Raw genomic sequence first — 15,855 nt, forward strand, 5'->3', positions numbered from 1 at the left:
TCGTCCTCGACGACCAGCACCAAAGCGCGGCCGTCCCGAGGGCACTGAACGGATTTATCAGGCATCGGCTGACCAGGTGCAGTTACTGAGGAAATTTCAGATCAGCCACCAAACCGTCTCGCCGATAGCTCAGTTCCGCCTGGCCCTTGAGGTCAACCTCGGTGGCAAACCTGATCAGGCGCGTTCCGAAGCCGACGGCCTCAGGCGGCGAGGCTTCCGGTCCTTTGCTTTCTCGCCAGCAGAGATGCACTTCGGGATGGCCGTTTCTGTCTTCCGCAAGGCTCCAGGCGATGTCGAGCTGGCCGCCGGGAGCGGACAATGCCCCGTGCTTGAGCGCATTGGTGGCCAGTTCATGCAGGATCATGCCCAGGGACATTGCCTGCCTGGGCAGCAGGGCAATGGCCCCCTCCCCTTTCAGCGTGATGGCGCTTGTTTCCTCGAGCTAAGGCTCCATCACCGCGCGGACCAGCTGAGACAGGTCGGCTTCGGTCTCTTGGGTCGAGACGGCCAGGGACCGGGCCAAGGCATCGAAGCGGCCGAGAAAGTCGTCGCGGTAGGCCTCCGCGCTGCGTCCTTCCACCTCGGTCCGTCGGGCGATCGCCCGGGTCACCGCCAGAAGGTTCTTGATCCGGTGCCCCAGTTCCCCGATCAGGATGTCCTTGTCGTCATCGGCCTTCCGCTTCTCGGTGGCGTCCACGATGGTCAGGAGCAGGATGCGTTGGCCGCTGTCGGGATGGCTCAGGCGTTGAGCACTGACCAGCATGGTGCGTTGGCCGATGTGGGGAAACTCTGCCCGCACCTCGTAGTCGATGACCGAGGTGCTTTTCGGGATCACTTGCTCCAGCAGAAGCCGCAACTCCGGAATGTCCCACTGACCGTTGCCGAGATCGGCCAGGGCAGTCCCGATCGTTTCGTCCCGGCTTGTGGAGAAGGTCCCATAGAAGGCCGGGTTGGCGCTCAGAACCCTGAAGTCGTCATCCAGTACCAGAAGGGGATCGCGCAGCGTGTTGACGATGCCGACAGCCTGGACATGCGAGCCGCGCAACAGCCGGTAGAGTTCATCGAGATCCAAGAACGGTCTCCGCAGTGTGTTCCTGACGGCAAGGCATAATCCGGTCGGAACGACTTTGGTAGATCATTGCGTCCTCCAGCCCATAACGCGGGCGGCAACTTGGCCTTGTGTTTTGCCTCGGACTTGGGCTTCAACTGCATGTCACGCCATCACCGGAATAGGACCATGTCGCTTCTGGACGAGAACCTACAGCAGCATTTCGCGGCGATCGTTGAAGGCTCCAATGATGCGATCGTGGCCAAGGATCTGGGCAGCATCATCCTGAGCTGGAACCCCGCCGCGGAGCGCATCTTCGGCTATCGGGCCGACGAGATGCTGGGCCGCTCCATCACTCTGCTGATCCCCGAGGATCGGCAGCATGAGGAGGTCGACTTCATCAACCGGCTGCGCCGGGGCGAGCGTATCCAGCACTTCGAGACGATGCGGCGCAAGAAGAACGGGCAATTGTTCCCGATCTCGGTCAGCATCTCGCCGATCCGCAACAGGCAGGGCCAAGTCGTCGGCGCCTCCAAGATCGCCCGAGACATCACCGCCCAGCACCGTGCCGCCGAGCAGCAGCGCCTGCCCTTGTCGGAGATGAAGCACCGGGTCGGAAACAGCTTTGCAATCGCCAGCGGCTTGCTGAACCTTTGTGCCCGGCAGGCCACCACGATGGACGACCTGGTTGTCCAGACGCGCGGTCGCTTCCTGGCCCTGGCTGCCGCCCATTCCCTCACAGCGCCTGCCGCTCCCGTCGAGGATGCCGCTGTCTTCGAGAGACGGCCTCTGCGCGGGCTTATCGAGGCGATCCTCAAACCCTTTGCCGGATCGCTTCCCATCGATCTTGCCGTTGAGGACGTCCCGGTCGGACAGGCTGCCGTCACGCCGCTGGCCCTGGTCTTCGACGAGCTGTGCACGAACTCGGTCAAATACGGGGCGCTGTTTCAGGACAGCGGTGGGCTGGCCATCAGCAGCGAGCACCGGGGAGATCGCCTGATCATCCATTGGGACGAAACATTCGCGCCAGTGCAGGCAGGATCGACCGTTCAGGGACAGGCCTTCGGCACGATCATGTGTGAACTCGCCCTGCGAGATCAGCTGGACGGGTCATTCCGGCGGCAGTTCACGACCAGCGGCATACACGCCAGCCTGGACCTCAGTCACGCGCGTCTGTCTGCTGATCTCCAGGACAGCGGCACCTGACGGAACTTGAGCGTTCTGCGGGGGGCGGAAAGGGAAGATGCCGGAGAGCGGGAATAGCCGGTCGGGATACCTTCCAGCCGAGCGGCAGGATCTCGGAACCACGACACAGTAAGTGGCCGTTTGTTACCGCGGCGGTTGAGCCTTCAAACATTGGACGAGTTCAGGATCGGTGACGAAATCGTCGAGGAACTGGTGCCAGGTTTCCGTTGTGTGACGCGCGTCTCTGAGCACGTCAGTTAGTTCATCAATGCCGTCGTCGGTCAAGGCCGTGATGGCCTCGTCCGACCCGGTGTAGACGCTGATGATGGAGCCATAGGGCCAAAACCCCTTGCGCCGCATCTCCTGCCGCCACTGGTAGATGTGTTGCCGCGTCAGGTCTGCCTCGCGTGCAACATCCGCTACCGTCCAGCCGTCGACCCCGTTCCCGCCGCAAAACTTCAACATGCCGGACAAGATATCAGCTCCCCGATACAATGTCGTCAACGACGTCAATATCGAAGTAGCTTAAGATCTGAGGGGCGATCAAAAGGCGGTTGCAACCGGGCCGTTACGCACGAACCATAGAAGTCCGTGCTGCCAGTCGGGCTTTTTCGTGTCTAAGGGTTGCTTTCAAACCAACCTAGTCTATCGCGAGGGTAATAGCGGCGGCGCAAGCAAAAGCAGCACCAAGGGCGGTAAAGAAACTTCCCACGATCAAAGCAATACACGCAACCGATGCAAGTGCGATAGTTCCATAGAACAATGCAGAGCCTCTATCGCTGCTCTTTTCTTCAGAGCAGGCAGGAAGGATGTCTATGTCAATAGAAGGCTGGTGGGGGCGAAAGCATTCTGCGGAAACTGGTCCCCGGGAGGCAAATGACATAACTGTAGAACCTTTGAACAAAATCTCACTATCGACTGAGGGCCTAACCTTGTCCTTTAAGAGAGATAGCTTCACTGACCGAAGAGATAAATATGTCCTTTTGTCTATCCTTATGGCATGCTCCGTAGGAAATTAGGCGACCCGCGAGTTGACCTGCCCCGATGACCTCCACTCGGGCAACGACTGGACCGTGCTGCGCGACGGGATCGTTGTTGCCGAGTCTTTGCCGACGAACCACTGGGCAGCCGGGCTGCGAAATGGCGATAAGCCGTCATCATGATCCCCGCAGCGAAGGGGTGGGCCGAGACGATGGAGGTGATGCTAGCAGATCAAAGCCCCGGCTTCGGTAGGCATGAGCCTTACCGCTAGCCTTCTCATCGCTGCCGCCGCGGGCAATGTAGAGAGCCAGGATGCTGAACAGGAACCAGCCGCCGTAAACGTCGCGATACGCGAGCTTCCTGTGTCCGCTGTCCGGACGTCGTGGCGGTATTGCTCCCAGACCTTGTGAATGATCACCGGCCCCACTCCTCGATCCACCGGCACGCGGCTTCGTCCTGGGAGTGCTTGGTGCCAGTCATCCTCCACCTCCTCGCCACAGTCGCTGCAGAGCAAAAAATGATGGGATGCTGTCTAACGAACGGGCCATCTTGAAACTTTCCGAACTCTCGACCGCCTTGATTGCAGCAGCCAAAGTCGTACGGTCGACCTGCGCCGTAGTGATCATGATGACGTCAGTCATGGACCTTGTCCTCAAATAACGGCAGGGCCTCGGGCGCCTGTTGCTGTGCTTTCTTGTCTTGGGCTGGTAGCCGAACTGCTCAACGAAATCGCGGTTGGCTGCCTGCCATGCATTTTTGGGGCCTGCTCGCGCTCATCCAGCCGTGCGGCGTTGTCCAGGCGCTTACGCGCATGCAAGGGGGTGTTGTGCGGTAATCCGCGGGTGGCGTTCGCGATGATGACTGCGGCTTCCTGGCGCCACGTCATTCCCCAGCCCTCCAAGGTGCCATCGGCGGCATTGCATCTGTCGATTTGATCCCATGCAGCATACGGCAAACGCCGGCATGAAAGTGCAGCAATGCGCCGTATCAGCCCAAATAGTTGCGGTGCTTGGCTGCTTTGCCGCGGGGTGCTGATATAGCTGACCGGGAAGACCTCGCCGGCCCTCGCCCGCTTGCGGCTGCGCTCGTCGCCAGGCTCAGATGCTGCCAGTCTTTTACTTGGCAGCCGTGAAGAACGCCCCGCGCTTCTTTGGATCCCCTCCGCACGGCTCCCACTCGCACGGCACAATGGCCAGGCGCTCGCCCTGCCCCCAATCAGGCTCGCTGCGCAGCCGCGCCAACTCGGCCACCGTATCGTCATGGGCGCCGCTAGGGCCAATCGATAGGACTTCGACGTACGACGCAATGATCCGCGCGTCGGCTGGTACCAACGCCGTCAACGGCTTTGCCGGAAATCGTCATCTGCATGTCGCGCCTGAGCGGAACCACGCCCACGCGGTCAAACTCGCGAGCGACGTACTTGTCAAAGTCCAACTGCGCCTTCGCGACCACGAAGGCCCACTCCAGCGCCTGCTGGATCGACGTGACGTCTGGGCGGGCCTAGTGCGAGCGGTCGGTCTTGGGAATGCGCAGCGCGCTGTTCGTGGCCTCAGACACCGGCTCGACCGGCCCAGCCTGAAGCAGCGACGTCTGCGCAGGCTGCCGGAACTGCGAAGAGCGTACCGTAACCGGGTACCTTTCCAGGTACACGTCGACGAGTGCGCCGTTGGTGAATGCTCATTCTCCCACCTCATTGATATCCACTAGCCCGGCTGCGGCGGCGTCATCGAAACTCCAATGCAGAGGCGACCGAAGAACACGGCACCGCATTTAGAAGGGCGCGCACGCAGTGCGCCGGATCGACAAGCCGATGGGGCGATCCGGAGCAAGAGGCACCGCTATGAATGCGGGTACTGCGGTCCGGTTAGAGTCGCGTGAGGCCGTGATCGCCCTTCCCGACACGGCGCGCGTTGATCTGCTGGCCGATTTTCAGGAATGCCCCTACGCCGCGCCGAATTCCTTGCCACGCTCGAAGCCCGGCAGCGGTTCCGTTAGGCGGTGACAGGCAGGGAAGCGCCTTGGCCTTTTTGGGCTATCCACAGCCTACGCGTGGCCTTGGCTGTTTGCTCGTGCAGGGTGCCGAAGACAGGCTCACCGGCGTTGTCGCAACGCCTGGTGCATGTTCTGGCAAAGCCTGGGACTTAGCTCGATCCAACTTTTCATTGATAGGGGCGCCATGCAGACTAGGACATTTCGGAAGACATGACGCGTTCCAGTTTGGCATAGGGTTCATCCTATATCCGCATGATTGGGCCCGATCACCGCGACGTGCGGCCCAAGGGTGGCCGCTGTGTGTGTACCGGTGCACACAGTGCACACTGCGGCCATTTTCTTAGATTTAGGCCGGAAGGCGACGGTAGCTTGCGCCTGTCGAGGAAGACAACGGCACGGGTGCCGCTGTGTATAAGGACACGAGCGCACTATTTTTTGAGCACCCTTCTCGTCCCTGTCGTCGCCCAAACTGCTTGCTATGCTGCGGGAGCGATCCTGCGCAGTGTAATTTCACAGCCGCCTTGTTCTGTCGTGCGATAGTTCGTCACCAAAGCACATTCCATCTTATCGCCAATGACCAACTGAGCGCTGTGGCAGGACTTGACCGGGCCTGCCTCCAAGGCTGTCGCGGCCTGATAGAGGACATAATCTACACCGGCGACAACTTCGCCCGCGATCTGCTTCATGCCCTGAAGTGTCAGCTTAGCGATGGTCATGTGTAGCCCTCCGAGACCGACCCAGTGGAGAGGACAGCCAAAGGTTAAAAAACGCTAGTAGTTCTTTAAGGTAACAATTGGCCAATTGCCGAAGCATCGCGCACCTACGCTGCCGGCGCGGTTGCACATGTGCGGGCGATGCCCTCTGGTTCCACTCTGCCTTCAGGAACAGCCTTGACCTTGTCAAGTTTGTCTCACCACAGCATCATCTTTGCTCTCGCCTGAATTTGCTCCTCAAAACGTTTTCTGCTCCATAGAGGTGGTTGGTGATCCTCCATGTTGAAGCGGGGTGCGCCCGGAGTTTACGTCGTCATTTCCCGTTCCGACCGTGGCTGAATTCAGCGTTTCGGATCCGGGAGGGAGGAATGTGAATCGAGCTGCTTCAGCTCCAGGAATTTCCTGGATGCGGCAGGAGCAGTGTTATCTGCTGCGAGGCAGCTTCTCGTTTGAAAGTGCCCGGCTCGAAAGCGGCTCCAACGATCTGGCAGTCCACCGCGGTGGACTGCTCATGCCAGTAGTTGGCCCCTCAAGACGCAGCAGTAATGGGGATCCAAAGGCAGTCATTTTGATGGTGCTATAGAAAGTCAGACTGCGTACCGACTACGAGCCTCAGTTTGTACTTTTTCTTGTGATCGCAGGCAGACGTGAATGTGCGACCGCCGAGCGTTTTTTGATTTCGCCGGGAGTTCGATTGCGCCGCGCACGTGCTTTGGAGCGTCCACCGCGGTGGACGAGATTAGAACGGCCGGCTCCACCAGCTTTGACCCAAGCGGCAGGGTTCGAACAAGTTAGTTGCTTCATGCTTACATCAACAAAAGAGGCCTGAAACGAGAGCGTGTTTCGCAAAACATCCGGCGATAGAGGAGCCTTTGCGGCGGCGCCCCGGCTTCGTGACTGACTGCGTCCTAAGCGAATTAGCTACCCTTGCTTGTCACAGTTCTCGACAGGGTTTCAGGCAACAGTTTGATCAACAAAGCGGAAGGCTGCGGAGGTACGCGTGTCTTGGTCGGGAGCGGCCCTCAATAACCAGTGCCTGTGGACTGGCACGCCAGCAACTCAACCGTAGTCGAATACTTCGAAAATGCAGCTGGCATAGGCTCACGTGGCGCAGAGAGGGCTCCGGTAACCAGGAGTTCCCGTGAGCAGCTGCAGGCGGACCCCTCCTCAAAATCCAGACTTGCCAAGGAGACCGCGCACCTCGACGATGCACCTTAAGAAAGTAATCGTCCCAGAAGGAGATCGTGGGAGCCCTTGATCACCTCCAAAACAACCCTTCGATATTGTCAGTGCGATTGCTGGTCCCCTGTTTATTATACCGGGGCACCAAAACCTCCGTCCACCGCGGTGGACCAGCGCAACAATACTTCCCGCCAGCCAAATCTACGCTCCCGCAATCTCCGAAAGACGCTACTAAGGGCCGCGAGCGACAGTCCTCTGCATGTACGAAATCGAGTGGCGGCCTTTAAAGCTCCGGGTGGCAGATCATGAATCAAATCCAACCTTGGAGGCGGCCGCAAAGGTCGATGTCGCTCTGCAGCAGTTGGGCCTGACCAGCAGGTACTGACTGCCAAATCATCAGGTTCTCGGCAATGCAAAAGATGCCCGTCCACCGCGGCAGACAGAAAATGTGCTGCGTTGAAGTGCTGAGCATACGATGTCTAAAAAAGACGACACTACGATTCACCGCACTGATGGAGCCTTTTCATATAGTAACATCTGTCCAGTAAGCTGCTGGCGTCCAAATCGGGCGGCGGAGCTGGCCGCGGCAAAAACAGATCTTCAGCATAACTCTCCTTCGGCTGCATGAATGGTCGTTACACCACGGTGGACTGGTGTACAGACATTGTCCCAACCCGCCCACGTCCTTGGAAAGTCTCTTCTGCCGAGAGCAGGAAGGAACTATCTAGAACGCGTTTCGTCTGATATGTTTCATGTCCGGCGGCATCGAAGAAATCGTAGCATTGCTCCATGGTGAAGAGGCTACAGAACTGCCCAACTGCTTGCCAGAGAGCCTAGTACGTTCGAGCGACGACTTTCCGGGCCAGTGCCTTGAGCTGTGCTATGGTCATCTCGACGGGTCTCAGATCCGGGCGGTAGGGGGAAAGAGCAAGAACCATCCGCCGATGGCGCTCACAGCTGCGGTTGCCTTGGGGCTCTCGCGCAACGACAGGTTATCCCGAGTGATCACATCAGTGATCAAATCGCAGCGCCGTGGTGTCTGGTCCAGTCGGGTCTCGACATGATGCTCGAACAGTTCGCGGTCCATGGCGCCGTCGATCACCTGAGGCACTTCCAGTCGGTGATGGTGCGGGGCGGCGATGAAGGTTTGTGGGTGCCAGTGGCCGAAGAGGACATGGCCGACAAGGTGCACATCCTTCGTAGACCATCCGGTGGTTCTCGCCATATCCGTCTTCAGCGAAGACGTGGCGAAACAGTTGAGCTAAGCCAATAGGTTAGTTATGAAAGGTTTGCGCTATGTGACGCAGATATAGCGTGCCCGCCGGATTTCACGCCGCTATTTCTCGACGGGTTTACAGTCTTTTTTGTGTGACGGGTCGAGGCAGGGCATAGACCACCAGACCGAGACACAGTGAATGGCGATTACCTGATGACTTGCAAGTTCGGCAGCCAGGCCTTTCAGTGTCAGATCGGACTTCGCCTCCATTCGCCCGGAGATACCGTTCCCAAACCATTCAATTTGCCACGACCGTTACCCTGGCCTTGGGGACGCGGAGCTAATCCGCCCGTATTGCGCGTCAGCAACACCCCGTCGGCGACGAGCTTCACCGAAGCCCGGAGCCGCGCGGCGGGTGAGCGGTACCAGTTACCTTCCTCTACAAACTCAACAAATTGCACTTGGAGTGGCGTAGGATGAGTTCTGCTCATATCATCCCTCCGCCTAGCGTGCAGTCAAGGAATCGTAGATCAAGCGATGGGGGTACCTTGACTCGCGAATGTCGCGACACGCTCTAGCCTGTACGATCACGGCGGCAGCAGAGGCGCAGTTGGGCCTGACCTGTTACTTCTGATGCATTGCGGAGGGGCGAGGTTTAGCCTTGCTCATGCGCAAGTAAATCAGGCGAAGCATCGAGGGGCTCCTGGGCCCTTCTGCTCCATGAGATCGAGCATGCCCCACGGATCGAATGAAGTCGCTCGAGGTCCCATTGTAAGGGCTCGGAAATATCCGCCCGTGTTGCGGATCATATTGCCTTGCTGAAGGAGAAGAAGCACCAAGACAGAGGCCGGAGAAGAACCATGCATTCTCGTAGCCTTTGCGAGCAGTTCCTTGTCGATCCCGATCATAGGAGCAAGAAGCCAGGCTAAAGCATGCACATCGTCCCAGTTTTGCAGTGGTCCTTGTGCAAAGGCAATAGCTTCGGAGCAGGTTGCTTCCACTTTTCTCAGCAACGTGGTGTCAGCCCTCGTTGATAACTGTAGCTCAACCTTGGACGGGTCTTCAGATTCAGGAATATAGGTTTCAGATCTATGTTGATGACGGTCAATTTGGCCGCCAGAGCCGGTCAGTTCCTTCGCTGCTTGATCAGGACGAGCCAGATCGCCAAAGGCTTGGATGGTGGGGCAGGGGGCTTCCACCAAGTTGTCGAGGTGGTCCGCTACCGTCGACAGCATGACTTCGAGCTCCTCGATGGCCAAGTTGCGGCGTAAGATTGACCGGGTGCTAGCAGTGTCAAACGCGCTGCCTAGCTGATCCAGTCTGTGGAGTCGCCCTAGAATGACCGTTCGCAGATAGCGCTTGCGGCTTATGTCCGCGGCCAGCTTCTCGTCCAAGCATTTCCATTCGGCCAGGCGGCGGAGCATAGGTGATAAGTCGAAACCGAACAGCTCAACTTCGCCTGAGGACGCGTCCCGAACCATGTACCGCTTCTTGTTCGGGCTGTCGTTCCTCACAATGATCCCCGCCGTGATCAACTGCTCGACGTGGCGGCGGATGCTTCTTTCGCTTCCTCCGGAACGAAGCCGGATCAGGGTCTCGGTCGAGGCGAAGCAGGTCAAGCTCTTCTCGGGACGGACACAATGGATCATTGCCCTTAGGGTGTGCAGTACCCCGGTGGACAAGCCGACAGTCTTTGCGACTGCTGACAGGTGCCGGTAAGCCTCTTTAAGGCAACCACTGGCTTGGATCGGCACGTCAACGCTGTTCGTCCGGGGGAAGCCGGGCGTTATTGCTCGATGGAATGTCATACTTGTTCGCCAAGGCGACCATGAGCCCACAAGAATTCCGAACCCTGAAACGCTCCTCACGGAGGTTAGACAGAGCTGCAAGTCAACCGAGTCGGTTGTTCTTGACGGCACTCTGGAGATGCGGTAGACCTGAAAGTGCGAAAGACAGATCGGGGCTCTCCAAGGGAAACTTTGGGGGGCTCTTTTCTTTTTGGTCTCCGTCGCGCTCCTTTCGTTTGCTGAGTTGCATCATCAGGGCAGGGGCTTAGCCTCTGCCCTCGCTCTTCTTCCAGCGGTCAAGAAGTATCCGAACGGCCTCGTCCGCATTCTCCATGATCCACTGTCCGAACTCGGGGGCTTCGCTACGAGCAATCTCGATCCCTACAGATCGAGCGCTAGTTTTGATATAGCCGATGCGTCTGCCATCTATCCTGATCGGACCCTGTCCACCGCGGTAGACAGGGGTTTCGCTTTCCTGCTCGGCTGCACCCGGGGGAGTTCCACCCGCTGCAGCGTTGGCAGCAACCAGAAAATACTCGAAGCGATCTCCACTTGCCGAAAATTTATCAAGATTTTCAATACTTTGATTGAGAACCTCTATAAGATCAACGCCGCTTCGCGCAATCTCGGCCAGTTCCTGCCATTTGCGCCTTCCGATCGCGTGGGCCGGGCCGATAGCCAGGATCAACTCCATTGGAATGAAGGGCAGAACTACTTCGTAGGTGCTGACCGACTGCTTTGATACCCCCAATGCGGCCATGATCGTTTCGGTATTGTAACCAGCCTCCCGCATCGCTTTTACGAAGACAGCCTTCTCAATAAACGACGGGTCAAGACGAAGGTTATTTTCCTGACCTTGGGCGAGAACGGCGCTTCTGTCATCTAACGTGCGCACGATAGCCTTGACAGGTCCGCCAACAAGGCGGATTGCAGCAAGCCGCCGACGGCCATAGACGACTCGAAAATACCCAGGGCGCTCGGACGGGCGAACAAGAATTGGCACTTGCTGACCATGAGCACGGATGCTCTCTGCAAGGTCGGCGACGTCACCTTCGGAGAACTGGAGGCGATCCTGCAGGCCGTCGGATTCGATGAATCGCGGTTCGATGTCCCGTATCGCGCTGCTGGCCAGCTTGTCGAGGCCTTCGCGCAACCCACCAATACTTGGGGCTGACGCTGTCGTTCGCAACGATGCCGGGACAAGGGCAGGTGAATGCGACATCGCAGAATGAGCCTTTGTCAGGTTCTGGAGGATCTTGCGCCCCATTATCGTCTCCACGCTCCTTGAATGCAGGTTTCGATCTCCGCGGCCACGTCGTTGACGCTGGTGATGGCTCGATCAAGAGTAGCGCGGACGAAGTCCTTAGGATCAACCTCGTAGATCGTCTGCTGAGTCATGCCTGCATCGGAGATGGCCGTCGACTTTAGCATCGGATTCGTTAAGACCATGTCCTTCAGGATTGCCCGAAGATAACCTTCAGTCTGACGCTGTGGGCCATCATTGGGTTCATAGCGGGTGACCAGGAACTTGACAAAGGAGTAAGCGACATCCTGGCCAGTATAGGTGGAGACCGCACCAAGCGTCTCGGATACAAGCTTGAGGAACTGGCTCATGGACGCGATGTCGAGCATCCCCGGAACCACTGTCACGATGAGCCCCGTTGAGGCAATGAGGGCAGAGAGGGTCGTGAAGCCAAGTTGGGGTGGGCAGTCGATGATGACGAGATCGTAGTCGTCGCTGACCGTCTCTAACGCCTCGGACAGACGTTTGGCGAAGATCGTGTGGCGGGGATCGCGAAGGCTGTTGGCGGTTTCCGTTTCGTATTCCGTCAGCAGCAGCCCCGCCGGGGCTAGATCTAGGTTATGGAAATAGGTTTTTCTAATGACCTCGCGTAGCGGTACAGGACCGTCCTGCTCGCCTTCAGGCGCGTCGAAGTCCGCGTAGCGCAATGCGTCATAGATGGTACCGCCCTCGGCAAACTCGATTTCGGGGCGATATCCGAACAGCGTCGTAAGCGAAGCCTGAGGATCGAGATCACAGGCAAGCACCTTGTAGCCGCGCAGTGCTAATCGATGCGCGAGATGCGCGGCTGAGGTCGTCTTTGCGCTGCCTCCTTTGAAATTGACGCAACTGATGATCTGCATAGGATCGCCCTTGCGCCGCCCTGGCCGGAAACTGTCCTTGCTCTTGCCACGGGTTGTCTCGAAAAGAATGTTGCGGAGCTGGTCGATCTCCTCAGCCGAATAGTATCGGTGCCCCCTGGCATCGGTCTCCACCTCGGGAATGCTCTTGTTCTTGTGCCGGTTGCGCAGCATATCGGGCGTCACGCCGAGCAGCTCGCAGACTTCCCCAACCGCGAACTTGCGCAGAACCTTCGTGCCACCAGGCTGATGAGATTCCTTAAGTTGCACGTCCAGAGCTGCTGATAAAGTTTCGGCGCATTCGCCGATCTTCGAACTGCTTACCAGCTGGTTCTGGTCGACAATCTTGTTCATTTCTGTGTCCCTTAAGACGCCGCCTGACAGGCTCACCACCGTAGATTACGATCTTGATGTCGAAACGGCACGTGCACCGTAATACGGTGGTGCCATGCAAACGGCTGTTCGGCAACCGATTTCTGGATTGCCTATCTGATATCGTTTGGCCAGTCCTGGGCAGGAGGTTAACTGAAGAGGCATAACCCCTTGGTATTTCATTATTATTTCTAGAGGGGCTTGCGTGTGCTGGTCACACGTGAGTGTTCCCTATACGACACAGCAGCGGGCTTGCCGCGGTTGGGCTTGGAAGTGGAAGTGTTGTCGGCCTTCGGCCAGTGAGCGTGATTCTGGGCTGGGGTGAACGGGTACGGAGCGGTTGGACCTCGCACTGACTGATACCAGACCGCAGACGATTGATCCGCCAGAGACATTCAGTAGCTCCACGCCACTGACGAAAAGTTCGGCGTAAGTTGTAGTCGGAGCGACACCTCCAAGGTCTGGACAGGGGTTCGGAAGCTACATTGCGTGGACGGTTCGACCCTAAGCGGCTAGTCTGACTAGGCACCATGCTGTACTGCAGCTTTCCAAAGGTAACGCCACACGCTATGAGCTACCGCTTGACCAAGGTCCGTGGACATACATCGTGAGGCGATGATGGTTGCGGCGAGATGCCAATCGGCGGCGTTGCTGCGTGCGGTCGCCTCGTAGCACGTGGCAATGGCTCGGGACTCCTTTATTGTCGCGAAGAAGTTTTCGGCCATGTGCCGCCACTTGTAGGTGTGTTTATCGGAGTCACGCTTGATCGCGGGGTTGGCCTTTCGACGGGATAACTGGGCACGCGCGCCGCCTATCCAGTTCTGCAAGCAGCCAATCGGCATCAAACGCCTTGTCTGCCAGAGCGGCGTCAAAGGCGACGTCCTCGATCAGCGATGCAACGCCTTTCAAGTCGTCTCTGGTTGCGGAACATTACCGGGATGAGGTAAGCTGGGCCATTGCTGAACATGCCTGGCGCTTTGAACCCGTTCTTGCCGAGGTGAAGAGATGATGCAGGCATGACCGATAAGATTTCCGCCGTAATCGCCGCAGTTGTCGATGCCTCCGAAGATCAGGAGCGCGCGCATCTGCTACGGCAGGCCGCAAAATCTCTGCTCTTCATGCCTGCCGCCATGGCGGAGATTGCCACAGCCGCGCTGGACCCTGAGGACAGCGCCTCAGCGCAGGCTGCGGTGGCACTCCTGTCCTGCACACTCGACGAGGCCCGCATGGCAGTGGAGAATGACACGCCGGAAGGCGACGCGCTGATCTCGGCCGTCGCTGCGACGTTGATGGCGCAGGACGCGGCTCGTCCCTTCGCGCCGGTGCTGCGTCTGCGCCTGGCCCAAGCCTATGCCCGCGCCGGTCTCCCGCCACCGCACTTCACAATTTTGACCCCTGAGGCTATGTCAGGCACGGTGCCTGACGGAGAAAGGTTGCCTGATCTTGGCAAACTGCTCGACCCCCTCCTGAGAGATCTCGGCGACGCGCCCCTGCAGGTCCATGCGGCACTTTCCGAGCTCCTCGCCGGGCTTCCTTCCGACCCTGCAGCAATGTTGGTTTCGATGATAATTGCGCGGTCGGGGGCGGTGGAAGCCCGCCTTGGACTTTACTGGCTGCTCGACCCGATGGCCGAGATCCGCCTCGCTGCGGCGACGGTCCTTCTGACCCGTGCCGAGACGGGGACGCTGCCTCCGGAGGTCGCTGCACTGTTGCCTGCAATCCGCAAATGGCTCCCCGATGAGCCGACGCGTGCCGCCCTCGATGTGGTGATTCGGCGGCAGATGCGAGATCGCGGCATGCAGAGCCAAAGCTCCGCCGCGACGATCCACCGAGCCGCGGCGAGTCTGCCCGACGGGGCAGGGGCTCAAAGCCTGATCGCCGCCTTTCAGCAAGGCAGCCGCCGCGGCATCGCCATGGCCATGCTGAAACAGGGTCATGGGGTCAAGGACGCCTTTGTTATTCCCTGTGCCACTGCGAGCGAGCAGAAGCGTATGCTGGCCGGCATCCTGGGCGAAATCGAGACCTTCGACATCCCGCCGGCAGCATTGGCCGAGGGGCTGGCGCGCGGCTTGGGTGAGGGCCTGGCTTTGGACCTCCTTCCGGCCCCGGGCCTTGTGGATTGGACAGAGCTTCTGGGCCCCGACGCACTTGCCCCCGCCGCCGGAGACGGTGAAGCCATTCTCGCAGGGATCGGCGGCACAGACGCCCTTTCGCCAGCCACCCGCGCCGGGCTCGTCAAGGCCAGCGCAGACTGGATGGATTGCTTCCAACAGAGCGACGCCTGGTTCGAAGACACGGCCGATCTGCGAGCCGCCATTGCCCGTGCCCGGACCGAAAAGGGGCAAGAGGCAGCGGTCTGGAAACATCTCGAGACTCGCCGGGATTGGTGGGCGCGGCTCTTTGCCGTTTCGGCGGCCACGCTGAAGGCGGCGGACGAACGGGAGTTCTGGCCGTCCTTCGCGGCAGTGGCGCACGGTCTGCTTGAGGGGTCCCCCTTGAAGCGGATCCCGGTCATGGCCGACATCGTGGACGTGACGCTGGACGCGTTCGACGCACGCGAAGGGAACGATCCGCCCGTGACGGTTGGTGAGAAGGTGGGCTCGCTCCTTGACCATGCCGGGATAACTGAAGGCTATCTTCAGGGATACCTCGCAGCACTCGCCGTCGCGCCCCGAGAACCCTCTCCGGAGGCATGGCTGGGCTCACTTCTGGGCGGGATCGAGTTTCCGGGGGAGGGAGCAATCAACCAGCTGCTTGGCTTTGTGACGACACAAGCCGAGCTTGCCAATGACGGAGCCGGTGATGCGCAGATTGTGGCGGGATGGCTTGCCGCGCTGGATGCGAAAGGCTTGCAGGACTGGGCGACAGGGTTCCATGACCTCGTGTCGGCTTGCCCGCGCTCCTGGCCTGCGAATTCTCTCGCGGCCGACGACAAGCGCGTTCTGCACGAGGTCAAGGCAGTCGCCAACGGTGCCGATACCGTGGCAGTGCGGGCGGTATTACCGTCCTGGATCGCCCGTCGACATGCTCTGAGGCAGTGAGAACATCGCTATGCGGCGGAGTATGCACGGCCCATAGCTGACGGTCAGGCCATGCATCGTGCTGCGCTGCAGCTTCCCCACATCGGCCATTCATGTTCGCTGCAGCAACGCGGTGCAGGCTAGAGCGTATCGCGCACTTTGAGATTCAGCATTTTCAGACTGCGCCTGACGTGATTCTCTTCTGCTAAGGCAGATG

General features: G+C 59.1%; 11 protein-coding genes. 2 read left to right on the top strand and 9 right to left on the bottom strand.

Features of this window, described 5'->3' with window-relative positions:
* Positions 1 to 82 precede the first annotated feature (82 nt).
* Positions 83 to 364 carry a sensor histidine kinase gene (locus OU682_RS21095; RefSeq protein WP_268944183.1) on the bottom strand — a complete coding sequence of 94 codons (282 nt, stop codon included), beginning with the start codon at positions 362 to 364 and terminating at the stop codon, positions 83 to 85.
* 78 nt (positions 365 to 442) lie between these two features.
* Positions 443 to 1,072 carry an HWE histidine kinase domain-containing protein gene (locus OU682_RS21100; protein WP_268944184.1) on the bottom strand — a complete coding sequence of 210 codons (630 nt, stop codon included), beginning with the start codon at positions 1,070 to 1,072 and terminating at the stop codon, positions 443 to 445.
* A 165-nt stretch (positions 1,073 to 1,237) separates the two neighbouring features.
* On the opposite strand from OU682_RS21100, the gene OU682_RS21105 reads away from it, so the two are divergent.
* Entirely contained in the window at positions 1,238 to 2,254 is a 1,017-nt protein-coding gene (locus OU682_RS21105; protein ID WP_268944185.1) for a PAS domain-containing HWE histidine kinase family protein, read from the top strand.
* 123 nt (positions 2,255 to 2,377) lie between these two features.
* Here OU682_RS21105 and OU682_RS21110 read toward each other — a convergent pair whose 3' ends face one another.
* From OU682_RS21110 to repA, 7 genes are all read right to left on the bottom strand, one after another.
* A complete protein-coding gene (locus OU682_RS21110; protein WP_268944193.1) occupies positions 2,378 to 2,698 on the bottom strand; it encodes a helix-turn-helix domain-containing protein in 321 nt (106 codons plus the stop codon).
* 992 nt (positions 2,699 to 3,690) lie between these two features.
* Positions 3,691 to 3,855, bottom strand: a complete 165-nt coding sequence (locus OU682_RS21115) for a hypothetical protein (RefSeq protein WP_268944186.1) — start codon at positions 3,853 to 3,855, stop codon at positions 3,691 to 3,693.
* 1,827 nt (positions 3,856 to 5,682) lie between these two features.
* The gene (locus OU682_RS21120) at positions 5,683 to 5,922 is read right to left on the bottom strand and encodes a hypothetical protein (protein ID WP_268944187.1); all 240 of its coding nucleotides are present in this window, start codon (positions 5,920 to 5,922) and stop codon (positions 5,683 to 5,685) included.
* 2,080 nt (positions 5,923 to 8,002) lie between these two features.
* Entirely contained in the window at positions 8,003 to 8,326 is a 324-nt protein-coding gene (locus OU682_RS21125; protein ID WP_268944188.1) for a hypothetical protein, read from the bottom strand.
* Positions 8,327 to 8,997: 671 nt separating this feature from the next.
* Positions 8,998 to 10,125 (bottom strand): plasmid replication protein RepC, encoded by a 1,128-nt coding sequence (gene repC, locus OU682_RS21130; protein ID WP_268944189.1) that lies wholly within the window; start codon positions 10,123 to 10,125, stop codon positions 8,998 to 9,000.
* Between the two features lie 244 nt (positions 10,126 to 10,369).
* Entirely contained in the window at positions 10,370 to 11,371 is a 1,002-nt protein-coding gene (gene repB, locus OU682_RS21135) for a plasmid partitioning protein RepB (protein ID WP_268944190.1), read from the bottom strand.
* Positions 11,371 to 12,591, bottom strand: coding sequence for a plasmid partitioning protein RepA (gene repA / locus OU682_RS21140; protein WP_371832293.1), 1,221 nt, complete (start codon positions 12,589 to 12,591; stop codon positions 11,371 to 11,373). Before repA ends, repB begins: the two co-directional genes overlap by 1 nt.
* A gap of 1,043 nt (positions 12,592 to 13,634) precedes the next feature.
* On the opposite strand from repA, the gene OU682_RS21145 reads away from it, so the two are divergent.
* Positions 13,635 to 15,659 carry a Y4lR C-terminal helical domain-containing protein gene (locus tag OU682_RS21145; RefSeq protein WP_268944192.1) on the top strand — a complete coding sequence of 675 codons (2,025 nt, stop codon included), beginning with the start codon at positions 13,635 to 13,637 and terminating at the stop codon, positions 15,657 to 15,659.
* The last annotated feature ends 196 nt before the right edge of the window (positions 15,660 to 15,855 follow it).

Source organism: Paracoccus benzoatiresistens, assembly GCF_026913015.1.
Classification (GTDB): Bacteria; Pseudomonadota; Alphaproteobacteria; order Rhodobacterales; family Rhodobacteraceae; genus Paracoccus; species Paracoccus benzoatiresistens.